The sequence below is a fragment of the Pseudomonas sp. MPDS genome, assembly GCF_013283895.1.
Classification (GTDB): Bacteria; Pseudomonadota; Gammaproteobacteria; order Pseudomonadales; family Pseudomonadaceae; genus Aquipseudomonas; species Aquipseudomonas rhizophila.
The window spans coordinates 5423328-5437500 of record NZ_CP054128.1 but is presented as its reverse complement, the minus strand read 5'-3'; the positions used below and the strand labels follow the sequence as shown (position 1 = coordinate 5437500).

Sequence of the window (14173 nt, the reverse complement as noted above, 5' to 3'; positions counted from 1 at the left end):
ATCACTTAGGTGATGCGGTAGAGGAGCGTTCTGTAAGCCTGTGAAGGTGAGTTGAGAAGCTTGCTGGAGGTATCAGAAGTGCGAATGCTGACATGAGTAACGACAATGGGTGTGAAAAACACCCACGCCGAAAGACCAAGGTTTCCTGCGCAACGTTAATCGACGCAGGGTTAGTCGGTCCCTAAGGCGAGGCTGAAAAGCGTAGTCGATGGAAAACAGGTTAATATTCCTGTACTTCTGGTTATTGCGATGGAGGGACGGAGAAGGCTAGGCCAGCTTGGCGTTGGTTGTCCAAGTTTAAGGTGGTAGGCTGGAATCTTAGGTAAATCCGGGATTCTAAGGCCGAGAGCTGATGACGAGTTACCCTTTGGGTGACGAAGTGGTTGATGCCATGCTTCCAAGAAAAGCTTCTAAGCTTCAGGTAACCAGGAACCGTACCCCAAACCGACACAGGTGGTTGGGTAGAGAATACCAAGGCGCTTGAGAGAACTCGGGTGAAGGAACTAGGCAAAATGGCACCGTAACTTCGGGAGAAGGTGCGCCGGTGAGGGTGAAGCACTTGCTGCGTAAGCCCACGCCGGTCGAAGATACCAGGCCGCTGCGACTGTTTATTAAAAACACAGCACTCTGCAAACACGAAAGTGGACGTATAGGGTGTGACGCCTGCCCGGTGCCGGAAGGTTAATTGATGGGGTTAGCTAACGCGAAGCTCTTGATCGAAGCCCCGGTAAACGGCGGCCGTAACTATAACGGTCCTAAGGTAGCGAAATTCCTTGTCGGGTAAGTTCCGACCTGCACGAATGGCGTAACGATGGCGGCGCTGTCTCCACCCGAGACTCAGTGAAATTGAAATCGCTGTGAAGATGCAGTGTATCCGCGGCTAGACGGAAAGACCCCGTGAACCTTTACTATAGCTTTGCACTGGACTTTGAATTTGCTTGTGTAGGATAGGTGGGAGGCTTTGAAGCGTGGACGCCAGTTCGCGTGGAGCCATCCTTGAAATACCACCCTGGCAACTTTGAGGTTCTAACTCAGGTCCGTTATCCGGATCGAGGACAGTGTATGGTGGGTAGTTTGACTGGGGCGGTCTCCTCCTAAAGAGTAACGGAGGAGTACGAAGGTGCGCTCAGACCGGTCGGAAATCGGTCGTAGAGTATAAAGGCAAAAGCGCGCTTGACTGCGAGACAGACACGTCGAGCAGGTACGAAAGTAGGTCTTAGTGATCCGGTGGTTCTGTATGGAAGGGCCATCGCTCAACGGATAAAAGGTACTCCGGGGATAACAGGCTGATACCGCCCAAGAGTTCATATCGACGGCGGTGTTTGGCACCTCGATGTCGGCTCATCACATCCTGGGGCTGAAGCCGGTCCCAAGGGTATGGCTGTTCGCCATTTAAAGTGGTACGCGAGCTGGGTTTAGAACGTCGTGAGACAGTTCGGTCCCTATCTGCCGTGGACGTTTGAGATTTGAGAGGGGCTGCTCCTAGTACGAGAGGACCGGAGTGGACGAACCTCTGGTGTTCCGGTTGTCACGCCAGTGGCATTGCCGGGTAGCTATGTTCGGAAAAGATAACCGCTGAAAGCATCTAAGCGGGAAACTTGCCTCAAGATGAGATCTCACTGGGACCTTGAGTCCCCTGAAGGGCCGTCGAAGACTACGACGTTGATAGGTGGGGTGTGTAAGCGCTGTGAGGCGTTGAGCTAACCCATACTAATTGCCCGTGAGGCTTGACCATATAACACCCAAGCAATTTGCTGACCCGATACAGGGCACCAGATTGCGGTGTGTGAAGACGCTATGAACCGAAAGTTCGCACAACACACAAACCTATCGCATACCCATTCGCTGGAACGTGACCGCAAGGCACGCGCTGGCTACCGAATTTCTTGACGACCATAGAGCATTGGAACCACCTGATCCCATCCCGAACTCAGTAGTGAAACGATGCATCGCCGATGGTAGTGTGGGGTTTCCCCATGTGAGAGTAGGTCATCGTCAAGATTAAATTCCGAAACCCCTATCTGCTGACGCAGGTAGGGGTTTTGTTTTGCCCGCAATAAAATTGCGCCGAGGCTCGGAATAAATTTGCACAGTTATTTTCAAGCCAGCGAACTAGAATAGCCTCCACCTTAGTTGAGCCAGAGCTCTTTATGCCCGATCCGTTTGACGCCCCTCGGTTGTCAGATCTGCCGTTGGATGACTTGGTGGCGTGCCATGAGTGCGACCTGTTGATGCGCAAGCCCCAGCTGGCCCATGGCGAAAAAGCCGAATGCCCTCGCTGTGGGTATGAGCTCTACGCTCACCGACACAATGTGGTCGAACGCAGCCTTGCATTGGTCATTGCCGCTCTGCTGTTGTATGTGCCTGCGAACTTTTTACCCATCATGCAGCTCAATTTGCTCGGCCAATCCTCCCAGGACACCGTTTGGAGTGGTGTGGTCGGCCTGTTCAATACCGGCATGCAGGGTGTATCGGTGGTGGTTTTCCTGTGCAGCATGGGTATTCCGCTGCTTAAACTGCTTTGCCAATTGGCCGTGCTACTGACCATTCGCTGGAATATCGGCCGTAGCTACGGCTTATTGCTCTATCGCATTTATCACCATTTACGCGACTGGGGCATGCTGGAGGTTTACCTCATGGGTGTGCTGGTGGCCATCGTCAAGTTGGCAGACATGGCGGCCATTACCGTGGGGCTTGGTCTGGCGTGTTTTATCAGTTTGTTGCTCGTCCAGGTCTGGCTGGAGGTGGTGATGTCGCCGCATCAGATCTGGCAAGCGTTATCAGGAGAGGACGCTCATGCGGGCGATTGATGCGGGTATTTTGATCTGCACAGAATGCCACGAGCTAAACCGGCAGGAAGCTGACGTCGATACACAAACCTGTACCCGCTGCGGCGCCCTGGTTCATCCTCGTCGCCCAAACAGCTTGATGCGGACCTGGGCGTTATTGGTCACTGCCGCGATTCTCTACATTCCGGCCAACATGCTACCGATCATGACCATCAACTCGTTGGGGCAAGGGGCTCCGAGCACCATCATGGCCGGGGTCATCGAGCTGGTTCAGCACGGGATGATTCCGATTGCCGCCGTGGTGTTCATCGCCAGTATCGTCGTTCCGACTTTCAAGTTGGTAGGCATCGCCTTGCTGCTGTTTTCCGTGCAACGGCACCAGCCCATGTCTGCGCGGCAACGCATCCTTATGTACCGTTTTATCGAGTTCATTGGGCGCTGGTCGATGCTGGATATTTTTGTGATCGCCATATTGGTGGCGGTAGTGAATTTCGGTCGACTCGCCAGTGTCGAAGCCGGTCTTGGTGCAATTGCTTTTGCCAGCGTAGTGATTTTGACAATGATTGCCGCAGTAACCTTCGATCCCCGACTGATTTGGGATAACACGGAGTCGGATGACGACCATGACTGATTTGCCTACCGCTAAAACCCGACCGGCTTCGAACTGGTCCGCAATTTGGGTCTTGCCGCTGATTGCCTTGATTATCGGCGGCTGGCTCGGCTGGCGGGCCTATAACGAAACCGGCATCGAGATCAACGTGCGCTTTGAAAGCGGCGAGGGTATTCAGGTCAACAAGACTGAAGTCGTCTACAAGGGTATGCCGGTTGGCAAAGTGAAGTCCCTCAAGCTCGATGACGAAGGCAGCTCGAAAGGCGTGGTCGCGACCATTGAGATGAACAAGGACGTCGAGCAATACCTCAAGACCGGGACACGCTTCTGGTTGGTCAAGCCGAGCGTGACCCTGGCCGGCATCACCGGCCTGGAAACCCTGGTTTCCGGTAACTACGTGGCTATCAGCCCGGGGGAAGGGGAGCCGATCCGTAAATTCAAGGCCCTGGCCGAAGAGCCGCCGCTCTCGGACGCCAAGCCTGGTTTGCACCTGACCCTCAAGGCCGAGCGCCTGGGCTCGCTGAACCGTGGCAGCCCGGTGTTCTATAAACAGATTCAGGTCGGGCAGGTGAAAAGCTACCTGCTATCGGAGGATCAGAGCACGGTCGAAATCAAAATCTATATCGAACCGACTTATGCCGGCCTGGTGCGTAAACATACGCGTTTCTGGAATGCCAGCGGCATCAGCATCGATGCCAATCTGTCGGGCGTCAAAGTGCGCAGCGAATCCCTGGCGAGCATCGTGGCCGGTGGTATCGCGTTCGCCACGCCGGAGAGTCGCAAAGACAGTCCGCCCACAGACCCGAGCCTGCCGTTTCGTCTTTATGAAGACTTCGACGCTGCCGCTGCCGGCATCCGCGTGAAGGTCAAGCTCAGCGACTTCGAAGGGTTACAGTCCGGTCGTACTCCGGTGATGTACAAAGGCATTCAGGTCGGCAGCCTGAAGAACCTCAAGGTCGATCCGGATCTGTCCAGCGCTACCGCTGAATTGACCCTAGACCCACTGGCCGAAGATTACCTGGTGACCGGCACCCAGTTCTGGGTGGTCAAGCCGTCGATCTCGCTGGCGGGGATTACGGGCCTTGAGGCATTGGTCAAAGGTAACTACATCGCCATACGTCCCGGCGACAAGGGAGGCGCGCCGCAGCGCGAGTTTGAAGCCAGGCCGAAGGCGCCACCTCTGGACTTGCGTTCGCCCGGGCTGCACCTGGTCCTGCTCACTGAAAACCTAGGTTCGCTGGAGGTCGGCAGTCCGATTCTCTACAAACAGGTCAAGGTTGGATCGGTGCAGAGCTACCAGTTCTCCCGCAAGAAAAAGCAGTTGATCATTGGTGTGCACATCGAGAAGGAATACGAAGGTCTGGTCAACGGATCGACCCGGTTCTGGAATGCCAGCGGGATTACGCTCACGGGTGGTTTGACGGGGGGGATCCAGGTCAAGAGCGAATCCTTGCAAAGCCTGATGGCCGGCGGCATTTCTTTCGAGACGCCGGAACCCAATGTGCCGTTGAAAAGGCGCATCCCACGGTTCCGCCTGCATGCAGACCGCGAAGCCGCGCAACAGAAAGGCACAATGGTGACGATCAAGGTCGATCGCGCCGACGGTTTGCGCAGCGGCACGCCGATTCGTTTCAAAGGGCTGGATGTGGGCAAGATCGAGGACGTGGACCTCAGCGCCGACATGCAATCTATCCTGCTCACCGCACGTATCACCGAAGTGCCGGAGCGTATTGCTCGGGTCGGCTCCCAGTTCTGGGTGGTCAAGCCCGAACTGGGGCTGATGAAGACCTCGAACCTGGAGACGCTGGTGACCGGGCAGTACATCGAAGTACAGCCACCGGTGAAAAACCTGGGGCCGCAGAAAAACTTCGTGGCCCTCGCCAGCCCACCGCAAAACGCCGTCCCTGAAGCCGGTCTGAGCCTGGTGTTGAGCGCCGCTCGCCGTGGTTCGTTGAAGACCGGCGTGCCGGTGACGTATCGCGAGATTACCGTGGGCAAGGTCACCGGCTATGAATTGGGCCAGACGGCGGACCGTGTGCTGGTCCATATCCTGATCGAGCCCAAGTACGCGCCATTGGTGCGCAGCGGCACGCGATTCTGGAATACCAGTGGCTTCGGCATGGACTTCGGGTTGTTCAAAGGCGCGACAGTGCGGACTGAGTCGCTGGAGACGCTGATCCAGGGCGGCATCGCTTTTGCCACCCCGGATGGCGAGCGGATGGGCAACCCGGCGCGACCGGAGCAGACCTTCCCCTTGTTCGATCAGTTTGAAGAGGAGTGGCTGACCTGGGCGCCGAAGATCAAGCTGGGTAAGTGATCAGGGGGCAATCAGTCTGTTCTGACGCCATCGCGAGCAGGCTCGCTCCCACGAAGTGTCATCTGATTGCGACGCTAAACCTGTGGGAGCGAGCCTGCTCGCGACAATCCTAAAAAGCCCAATGAAAAAGGCCGCGATCCATTGGATCGCGGCCTTTTTTGTGTCCGGCTATTTACCTCAAACCGGATCCAGCTCCGGCTCGTCGGCCTGCACGTTCACCGTGGCTTTCACCGCATCGTGACGGCGGATGTACTTCCAGTCCGCCTCGTCGATGTAGATGCCGTTGGGGCCGCTGCCGCCTTCCAGGTCGATGGCGACGCTGGCGCAGACTTGCGGTTTCACACTGGCCAGGATCGGCACAAAACCCAGCTGCAAGCTGGTTTCCAGCAGCGCGGCCTGGTTTTTCTCGTCGATGTCTGCCGCTTCGTCAAGGTAGTACGGCAGACGCACGCGACCGGCCTGTTCGCGGTCCATCAGGTGCAGCAACAAATACATGTTGGTCAGCGCCTTGATGGTCATCGTGGTGCCGTTGGACGCCGCACCATCGATATCGGTGTGGATCACGGGCTGGCCGTTGACCTTGGTGATCTCGAAGGCGAGTTCGAACAGGTCCTTGAGGCCGAGCTGGTTGTGGTTGGCCGCCACCAGGCGGGCCAGGTATTCCTTGGCCTCTTCGTTCTTGTTGTCCTGCTCGGCGCTCTGGCTGAGGTCGAACACCGACAGGGTCTCGCCTTCCTCGTACTGGCCGGCGCTGTGGATGATCTGGTCGATGTGCTTGAGCGCTTCCTTGTTCGGCGCCAGGACGATCCGGAAGCTCTGCAGGTTGGACACCTGACGCTTGTTGATCTCGCGGTTGAACAACGCCAGTTGATGCTCGAGGCTGTCGTAGTCGCTGCGGATGTTGCGCAGGGTCCGGGCAATGTCAGTCACCGCCGCACGCCGTGCCTTGCCCAGGGTCAGGGCTTCGTCGGTACGGTGGGCATAGGCGTTGATCAACAGTTGCAGGCGGCGCTCCATGTCGTCTTCGCTGTCGAACTTGGCCACGCCTTTGAGCCGCACCTGGGCGTACAGCGCTTCGATCTGGCCATCGACCCGCAACAGACCCTGCCAGCTGTCCTGGTAGTCATTGAGCAGTGGCAGCAGGTTGTCCATGGAGTCGTCGACTGGGTCCATGAACGGCGTGCCAAACGGCAGGTCTGCTGGCAACAATTGACGACGGCGCAGGGCGTCGTCGAGGGTACGTTGCTTGGCTTCCATGTCGGCGATCTGCCGGCCCACCAGTTGCAACTTGGCGGACAACTGCTGGACACGTTCGGTGAAGGCATCGCTGGAGCGCTTGAGTTCGTCCTGGGCGGCTTCCATCTGCGCCAGTTGCTCAAGCTTTTCGCCTTCCTCGGCACTCAGGGTCTGGGTGCGGCGGAAGTCTTCCAGGGCTTTCTGCGCATCCAGAACCTGCTGGTACAGCGCCTCGGTCTGGGTCTTGCTCGCGGCGCGGTCGGCGGCCACCGCTTGCTGGGTCTTGAGCTGCTTGAGTTCTTTTTCCAGGCGTTCTTTCTGGTCCCGCAGTGCGGCGCGATCGGCCAGGGCTTGCAGGGCAGGCGGTTCGATGTGGGACAGGTCGATGGACAGGCCCGGTACTTCGAAACGCTCACCTTTGAAGCCGTCGAGGATCAGCTCCATGGATTTGACCCACTCGCCGTTCTCGTCCAGCGCGATACCGTGCTCGCCCAGCGGCAGGCTGAACAGCGCACTGTTGAACAGGCGCATCAGGCGTTCAACGTCCTGTTGCGAGAATTCTTCCCGCAGGCGGGCGTAGCTGTTGTTATCGGCGTGATCGAGTTGCTGCTTGACCGACTTCAGGCGTTTTTCCAGATCCCGCAGGCGCTCATCCAGGTCTTCGGCGCTGAACTGCCGGGACTGGGCCAGGGCACCGGCCAGTTCGTCGTGGGCATCCTTGGCCGCGAGCAGTTGTTGCTCGAGGACCTTGACGTCATCCACCAGGGCAAAGCGGTTCTTGAGCACCGACAGTTCGCCAATCCAGCGCTGGATACCGCTGATTTCCCGTTCCAGGCGCATCAACTCCTGAGTGCCGCCGCGCTGGTCGTTCTGCAGCGAATCCTGCTCGTTGCGGTAGTGTTCGGCCTGGATGGTCAGCTCTTCCTTGCGCGCACTGGCGTAGTCCGACCAGGTGCCCAGCAGCGAGTCGAGCAACGGTGACAGGCGATGCAGTTTGCCGCGCAGTACATCGCGCTGCTTCACGCCATTGGCCAGGGCCTCCACCAGCGGACCGGCAGCCACCAGGGAGTTGTAGTCCTGTTCCATGCGTCGTACATCACGGAAGGCCTCTTCACACGCGGCGATGTAATCCACGCTACCGGAACGCAGGCTGTGCTCGAACGCGTCGAGGAACAGTTGCTTGAGCTTGGCCGCAGTAATTTCGCGCATGTGCAACAGGTTGATGAACAGCGCGCGGAAGGTCTTGAGGCTTTGCTCGCTGGTGGAGCGCAGCGGGATCAGCGTCAGGTCCAGCGGAATCGAGGTATGACCGCCCACCAGCAGGCGTCGCAGTTCATCAGGCTTGAGTTCGTAGGCTTTGAGGCCTTCGCGCTCCAGGTTGGTGAACAGCTCTTTCTGACGCAGGCAGGTGTCGTCTTTCTGATAATGGGCCAGGTCCAGCTTGCCGGCGTAGGCAAAGAACTGGTGGCCGAAACCGCCGCCGGGGCCGCGCCCGACCACACCGATCACGTGCGGGCCGTGGGGCAGGGCGACTTCCACCAGGATGTAGCTGGTGTCCGAGGCAAAGTAGAACCGCCGGGATTGCTCCAGGCTGTACTTGCCGAAGCTCATGTCCGACATGCGCGCCAGGATCGGGAACTGCAAGGCGTTGATCGACGCGGATTTACCGAGGTTGTTCGCGCCGTACACCGACAGAGGTTCTTCCAGCGGGAACAGGCCCAGGCTGTAGCCGGCGGTGTTCAAAAGGGCAAAGCGGCGGATGCCGTAGCGTTCCTTGCTCATGCGTCGGTCTCCTGTTCTTCGGCAATGGCACGGGCCAGTGCGTCTTCTTCGCTTTCACCTTCGAATTCGCTCAGATCCAGCGGATCATCGGTTTGCAGCAACTTTTCGTCGCTGTCTTCGTCGATCAGTACCGGCGCCGGCAACGGCAGCACGCTGTGCAGGCTGGCGGCCAGGTCGCGGTCCTGCTGGACCGACAGGCAGACGTCGAGGAAACGGTGCATCGGTGGCAGGAAGCGGTAGACACCGTTCTCTTCGCCGGCAAAACCCAGTTGGGTCATGCGGCGCATGATTTTTTCTTCCAGCTCTTCCTGGGTCTGCACTTCGGCCTGAAGGAACAGGTCGCGGTACTTTTCCAGAAGCGAGGGCAGCTCATCGCGGCCCAGGCTCCCACCGTCGAGCACGGCAATCGGGTCGCGGCCCTGGTCGGCCAGGTGCTCGACGAGGATGAAGGTGAACAGCGCCAGGCGTTGGGCGGTCTTGTTCACCGCAGCGGCGGCGAGGTCCGGCACGAAGTAGTAGAAACCACGGGTGTCGCACACCAGTTCGAAACCCAGGGCCTTGAACAGCGTGCGGTACTGGTCCTGGAAGTTCGACAGTTGTGCGTACAGCTCCGGGTCGCGGCGGCTGACGTGGTAACCCTTGAACAGCTCGCGAAAAATCGGCGCCAGTTGGGACAGTTCGGATAGATCAAGATGCATGGGGGATGCTCGCAGAATCCTCGGCGGCGGTGTCGCGGGCCGAGAGCAGGGCGAAGGAGCGCAGGCTGACCTGATGCTCGTGAGTGTGGTAGTCGCGGCGTTCCAGACGCTCGCGCTTGAAACGTTTTTCCCGCGACAGGCGCGAGAACCAGTACAGTAATTCGTCGGTGGCGCCGTCCGGCTCCTGCTCCAGCAACCAGGTCATCAGGTCCGGCATTGGCAGCGCGTCTTCGCAACGCTCGACCATCTCGCGTACGGTGCGCGGCGCGCGAGGAGCCTCGCCGCCCTTGTGGGTCTTGTGGGACTTGGGGAAGCGCGCCGGTTTCGGTTCGAAACGGGCCAGGGCGTACACGTAGGCTTCGACCTGACTGGCGCTGCCCAGGAAGGTGCTTTGCGGGCGGGTGAACAGCGGCATGGCGGCTTGGGGCACGGCATCGAGGCCTTTGCGCCGAATGGCGGCCAGGGCCAGGGCGGCGCCACGGGTCACCGCGTTGTGACGGCGGGCCTCTTCGCGTAGCGGCAGGAGCAATTCGCGGGCATGGCGCAGGGTCAACTGGGCGCTGGTCTGCATCTCGAGGATGCGCGCGTGGGTGCGCAGCAGCATGTCATCGTCCACCAGGTGGCCGAGGCGCTGCTGTTCGGTGAGCATGCGCAACAGCACATTCTCGACCTTGCGCACGCCTTGCTCGAACGCACCGTCGGCGTTCACCAACTGGATCATCGGTTCGACGTATTCATCCCAGGTCGCCAGTACTTCGGCGTAGCGCTGGCGCAACGGAATCTGCCGGTCGCTGGTCTTGGCCCGTTCGGCCACCGCTACCAGGGCCTGTTCGTCGTTGGCGAGTTTCTTGAGTACGTCGCGCACGCGCATGTCCAGCAGGCGCAACTGGCGGGCCAGGTCGTTGCCGTCGCGAATGTCGAACGCGTCCTGGATGTAGCCGGCCAGGCGCTCGAGGTGGCGCAGGTAGGCTTCGATCTCCAGGCACAGGCCCAGACGGTGTTCGCGGCGCAGGTAGGCGAGGAAGTCATGGATCTGGGCGTTGAGCTCGAAACGGTTCGGGCTTTTCGCCACCGGTACGAGGATGTCCAGGCGGATCCACACGTCCAACAGGTTGGTGATGTCCTGGGGCGTGCTGTCCAGTTGTTGGGCGGCCAATTGTGAACGCAATTCGTTGAGGCTCAGGGTGCCCTGGTCGAAGTGCTCGCACAAAGGTTCCAGCAATGCCCAGTGTTCAGCGAGGGCGCGCAAGACGCGCTTGGGTTCGATCATCGCAATGGCCGTCGGGTTGGCAATTAAAAGGGGCGATTGTACTGCATCAGGCCGGTTGCGATTCACCCCTGAGACGGACTGTCGGTTGAATCGCTCAACTATTGATTCAACAGGGAAGCGATCTGTCTCGAAGGGCGGTAGAATCCCTTCCACTTTCAGTTATCCACAAGTGGCCGACCCTTGCTTATCGAGTCCCGCCGCCGCGCCTATCTGACCGCCATGCAGGTGGTCAACTGGCTGCCGCGTACCGAATTGCCGTTTGCCGCCCCGTCGCGGCCCGAGCTGCTGGAAACGCCCGAGCCGCTGGATATCGAGCCGGTCGTGAGCGCGCCCGTGGCCAGGACGGTTGCCGAGCCGGTGGCGCCCGTGGTCGAACGGCCGAAGATCGAGGTTCCGCGCCCGAGCCTGGCATCGACCCGCACCAACGCCAAACCGGTAGAGGCCGCCGATGAGACCCCGGCCCCGGTCAAGGCCCCTTACGTCGCACCGCCGCGTTTCGCGCTGCAACTGCTACGGGCAGGACGTTGCCTGCTACTGGTGGAACTGCCCACGGGCGAACCGTTTCAAAGCCGCGATCCGGCGTATCTGCTGCTCAAGGACATGCTGCGCGCCGCCGGTCTGCCGGACAGCCCACAGATCATTGGCGAGCCGGTGCGCTGGCCGTTGTTGTCTCGCGGGACCATGGACCAGGGACCAGAAGCGGCGCGGGATTTTGTCCAGGGTTTTGTCTCGGCGCGGCTTGAGGATGAGCCCTGCGTGTGCCTGTGGCTGATCGGCCTGCCGGCGGTGAAATTTGCGGGTGAGGTGGATGCTCAAGCATTCAATCGCGAACTGCAGGTCGAAGGCCTGGGCTCGGCCTGGGCGTTGCCCGGCCTGGAATTGTTAATGGAAACGCCACAGCGCAAGGCTGATGTCTGGCAAGCCATGCGCCGGCTGATGGCGCGTTGGAAAGAATCGAATGAGTGACGCTGTATCGTTCCGCCCGATGACCGAGGCGGACCTCGACGCTGTGCTGAAAATCGAATATGCGGCCTACAGCCACCCCTGGACCCGAGGGATCTTTCTCGACGGGCTGGGCAAGTACCAGATCTGGCTGATGTTCGAAGGCCAGCAGCAAGTGGGCCACGGCGTGGTGCAGATCATCCTGGATGAAGCGCACTTGCTCAACATCACCGTCAAACCGGAAAACCAGGGGCGCGGCTTGGGTTTGCGGCTGCTGGAGCATCTTATGTCCATTGCCTACAAGGCCGAGGCTCGGGAGTGCTTCCTGGAAGTGCGTGACAGCAACCGCACAGCGTTCCGGCTGTATGAGCGCTATGGCTTCAATGAAGTCGGCCGTCGCCGCGATTACTACCCTGCGGTGGGCGGACGCGAAGATGCGGTGGTCATGGCGTGTACCTTGGTGGACTGAACTTGCCACATCGAGGTTAACCGCAACGCCGTCATCGCGAGCAAGCTCGCTCCCACAGAGAGCTTGGCGGTGTGCATCAAATTTGCGCTCGAACACAAAACCCTGTGGGAGCGAGCTTGCTCGCGATGACGGCGGCACATTCAACCCCAGTGCAAACTGATCCACCGCTATCGCGAGCAGGCTCGCTCCCACATTGGATCTGCATCGCTCAAGACATTGGGTTATGACGCAGAACCTGTGGGAGCGAGCCTGCTCGCGATGGCGTCAGCTCGATCGACACTTACCGCTTGCCATCCAACGGATCGATATCGGCCATTTCCGCTTCGTCGAGCCCGTCACCCCCGCCAATGTCATTTTCATCCACTACGCTCAGGTCCCAGTCCGCCCGTTTGTCGTCACCGGCTTCATGGGCGTCCCGGGCACCGTCTTCGCGGATCAGTGTTTCCGGGCTCATGTCGTCGTCGGTGGGTTCGTGATCATCCGTTGAAGCCCCTGTCAGCCCGGCTTCACGCACGCGTTCACGCGGCATCAACTGTTCGCGTTCATTTTCCGGCAGTTCGTCGCCGATTTTCGCGCTGGGCTCTTGTTCGTCGAATTCCAGTTCATGCATCGAGCCCATGCGGTCTTCGTTATCGTCGATGGGTTCCGGCTGGACCGCGTCGAAAGGACGTCGTGAATCATTCATGGCAATTCCTCATACTGTGGGGCTTACTGGGTGGACCCACAGCCGTGGCGAGAATTCCAACGGCATTCTGGACGTGACCTCGACGGGCGGTCGTCTGTCAAAGTTGCGCACTATTCTCGAGGGCTAGATAGCATGAACGAATTACAAGATCTGATTGATAACAACGCGCGCTGGGCCGATGCGATCAAGCAGGAAGATCCTGATTTCTTTTCCAAGCTGGCCCGTCAGCAAACCCCTGAGTACCTGTGGATCGGCTGTTCCGATGCGCGGGTGCCGGCCAACGAGATCGTCGGCATGCTGCCCGGCGATCTGTTTGTGCACCGTAACGTGGCCAACGTGGTGCTGCACACCGACCTCAACTGCCTGTCGGTGATCCAGTACGCGGTGGACGTGCTCAAGGTCAAACATATCCTGGTCACCGGGCATTACGGCTGTGGCGGCGTGCGTGCCTCGATGCAGGATCGTCAACTGGGTCTGATCGACGGCTGGCTGCGTTCGATTCGCGACCTGTACTACGAGCACCGCGAAACGTTGGCCCAATTGCCGACCGAAGAAGAGCGCGTGGATCGTTTGTGCGAGCTCAATGTGATCCAGCAGGTGGCCAACGTCGGCCACACCAGCATTGTGCAGAACGCTTGGCATCGCGGGCAGAAGCTGTCGATTCACGGCTGTATCTACGGGATCAAGGACGGCCGCTGGAAAAGCCTGGACACGACGATCAGCGGTTTCGAGCAGTTGCCGCCGCAGTATCGGCTACGTCCGGTCGGCGCGCCCTGATTCGGCTCATTCAGTCGCGACGCCAGTGCCGTAGAAATTTCATCCCTCGCTCGTTGGGCGGTTCGTCATAGCCTGTGATCCAGCCATGACAGTTGGACGAACCGCACCGGCAGGCGAACTGTCGATACAATTTCTGTTCGGTACTGGCGTAATCCATCGTCAGGCAGTCACCTTCCTCGATGATGGTCAACGCCCATAACCACAGTTCGCTCATGTCCAGGAAAACGTTCGGGCTGCAGGAGTGCTGCAGCAATCCGGCGAAGCGCGGGTCATACATGTGGATGTCCGGCAGGATCTGCAGTGTATGCAGGCGTCGTCGGCTGACGATCAGCCCCGATACCCTGCACATCCTTTCCAACGGCGCAAACCGCTTGCGGGCGACGATGCCATTGCCGCGGCCGTTAGTCGTCTGGCGCACTTCGAAATCGCGCCTGGATGGATAACCCATGCGCGTGCTGAGTTGTTTCTCGGGGTAGATGCCGTCCCCGTTCGGTGAGGATGCGCTGTCTGCAAGGAAGGTGGTCATGACGGTCCCTGTCGCGTAGGACGCTCGGCCTTCTGGCGCTGGCGATCCTGCCAGCGATCATTGAAACCTGCC

11 protein-coding genes and 2 rRNA genes (1 of these 13 running past the window's edge) are annotated in these 14173 nt (G+C 59.3%); 8 read left to right on the top strand and 5 right to left on the bottom strand.

The window, feature by feature from the left end; all coding sequences use genetic code 11:
- The 5 genes from HQ912_RS24180 to HQ912_RS24160 form a co-directional block, all read left to right on the top strand.
- Positions 1 to 1735 (top strand): 23S ribosomal RNA (locus HQ912_RS24180) (it extends 1157 nt beyond the left edge of the window).
- Positions 1736 to 1885: 150 nt separating this feature from the next.
- Positions 1886 to 2001 (top strand): 5S ribosomal RNA (gene rrf / locus HQ912_RS24175).
- 149 nt (positions 2002 to 2150) lie between these two features.
- Positions 2151 to 2810 carry a paraquat-inducible protein A gene (locus tag HQ912_RS24170; RefSeq protein ID WP_047229370.1) on the top strand — a complete coding sequence of 220 codons (660 nt, stop codon included), beginning with the start codon at positions 2151 to 2153 and terminating at the stop codon, positions 2808 to 2810.
- Entirely contained in the window at positions 2797 to 3420 is a 624-nt protein-coding gene (locus HQ912_RS24165) for a paraquat-inducible protein A (protein ID WP_047229371.1), read from the top strand. The genes HQ912_RS24170 and HQ912_RS24165 overlap by 14 nt, the downstream gene beginning before the upstream one ends.
- On the top strand, positions 3413 to 5716 hold the full coding sequence (locus HQ912_RS24160; RefSeq protein WP_047229443.1) for a PqiB family protein: 2304 nt from the start codon (positions 3413 to 3415) through the stop codon (positions 5714 to 5716). The genes HQ912_RS24165 and HQ912_RS24160 overlap by 8 nt, the downstream gene beginning before the upstream one ends.
- Positions 5717 to 5893: 177 nt before the next feature.
- Here the strand turns inward: HQ912_RS24160 and mksF are convergent, their stop codons facing one another.
- Genes mksF through mksB form a run of 3 tightly spaced genes read right to left on the bottom strand, consistent with a single transcriptional unit; the run spans position 5894 to position 10702 of the window.
- On the bottom strand, positions 5894 to 8734 hold the full coding sequence (gene mksF / locus HQ912_RS24155; protein ID WP_047229372.1) for an Mks condensin complex protein MksF: 2841 nt from the start codon (positions 8732 to 8734) through the stop codon (positions 5894 to 5896).
- Positions 8731 to 9432, bottom strand: a complete 702-nt coding sequence (mksE, locus tag HQ912_RS24150) for an Mks condensin complex protein MksE (RefSeq protein ID WP_047229373.1) — start codon at positions 9430 to 9432, stop codon at positions 8731 to 8733. The genes mksF and mksE overlap by 4 nt, the downstream gene beginning before the upstream one ends.
- Positions 9422 to 10702, bottom strand: a complete 1281-nt coding sequence (gene mksB, locus HQ912_RS24145) for an Mks condensin complex protein MksB (RefSeq protein ID WP_047229374.1) — start codon at positions 10700 to 10702, stop codon at positions 9422 to 9424. The genes mksE and mksB overlap by 11 nt, the downstream gene beginning before the upstream one ends.
- 180 nt (positions 10703 to 10882) lie before the next feature.
- Here mksB and HQ912_RS24140 point away from each other — a divergent pair, with 180 nt between their 5' ends.
- Positions 10883 to 11668 (top strand): energy transducer TonB, encoded by a 786-nt coding sequence (locus HQ912_RS24140; protein WP_107322935.1) that lies wholly within the window; start codon positions 10883 to 10885, stop codon positions 11666 to 11668.
- Complete coding sequence (gene rimI, locus HQ912_RS24135; protein ID WP_047229376.1) at positions 11661 to 12113, top strand: ribosomal protein S18-alanine N-acetyltransferase; 453 nt, start codon at positions 11661 to 11663, stop codon at positions 12111 to 12113. Before HQ912_RS24140 ends, rimI begins: the two co-directional genes overlap by 8 nt.
- A gap of 280 nt (positions 12114 to 12393) precedes the next feature.
- Here the strand turns inward: rimI and HQ912_RS24130 are convergent, their stop codons facing one another.
- Positions 12394 to 12798, bottom strand: coding sequence for a serine kinase/phosphatase (locus tag HQ912_RS24130; RefSeq protein WP_076386330.1), 405 nt, complete (start codon positions 12796 to 12798; stop codon positions 12394 to 12396).
- Positions 12799 to 12930: 132 nt separating this feature from the next.
- Here HQ912_RS24130 and can point away from each other — a divergent pair, with 132 nt between their 5' ends.
- Positions 12931 to 13575, top strand: a complete 645-nt coding sequence (gene can, locus HQ912_RS24125; protein ID WP_047229378.1) for a carbonate dehydratase — start codon at positions 12931 to 12933, stop codon at positions 13573 to 13575.
- Between the two features lie 10 nt (positions 13576 to 13585).
- Here the strand turns inward: can and HQ912_RS24120 are convergent, their stop codons facing one another.
- Positions 13586 to 14101 (bottom strand): lysine methyltransferase, encoded by a 516-nt coding sequence (locus HQ912_RS24120; RefSeq protein WP_107322934.1) that lies wholly within the window; start codon positions 14099 to 14101, stop codon positions 13586 to 13588.
- Between the last annotated feature and the right edge of the window lie 72 nt (positions 14102 to 14173).

What these genes read in the sequence shown, in the direction of transcription:
- HQ912_RS24130 (WP_076386330.1), bottom strand. Translation starts at nt 12,798, where the DNA reads ATGAATGATTCACGACGTCCTTTCGACGCGGTCCAGCCGGAACCCATC.
- mksE (WP_047229373.1), bottom strand. Translation starts at nt 9,432, where the DNA reads ATGCATCTTGATCTATCCGAACTGTCCCAACTGGCGCCGATTTTTCGC.
- rimI (WP_047229376.1), top strand. Translation starts at nt 11,661, where the DNA reads ATGAGTGACGCTGTATCGTTCCGCCCGATGACCGAGGCGGACCTCGAC.
- mksB (WP_047229374.1), bottom strand. Translation starts at nt 10,702, where the DNA reads ATGATCGAACCCAAGCGCGTCTTGCGCGCCCTCGCTGAACACTGGGCA.
- mksF (WP_047229372.1), bottom strand. Translation starts at nt 8,734, where the DNA reads ATGAGCAAGGAACGCTACGGCATCCGCCGCTTTGCCCTTTTGAACACC.
- can (WP_047229378.1), top strand. Translation starts at nt 12,931, where the DNA reads ATGAACGAATTACAAGATCTGATTGATAACAACGCGCGCTGGGCCGAT.
- HQ912_RS24160 (WP_047229443.1), top strand. Translation starts at nt 3,413, where the DNA reads ATGACTGATTTGCCTACCGCTAAAACCCGACCGGCTTCGAACTGGTCC.
- HQ912_RS24170 (WP_047229370.1), top strand. Translation starts at nt 2,151, where the DNA reads ATGCCCGATCCGTTTGACGCCCCTCGGTTGTCAGATCTGCCGTTGGAT.
- HQ912_RS24165 (WP_047229371.1), top strand. Translation starts at nt 2,797, where the DNA reads ATGCGGGCGATTGATGCGGGTATTTTGATCTGCACAGAATGCCACGAG.
- HQ912_RS24120 (WP_107322934.1), bottom strand. Translation starts at nt 14,101, where the DNA reads ATGACCACCTTCCTTGCAGACAGCGCATCCTCACCGAACGGGGACGGC.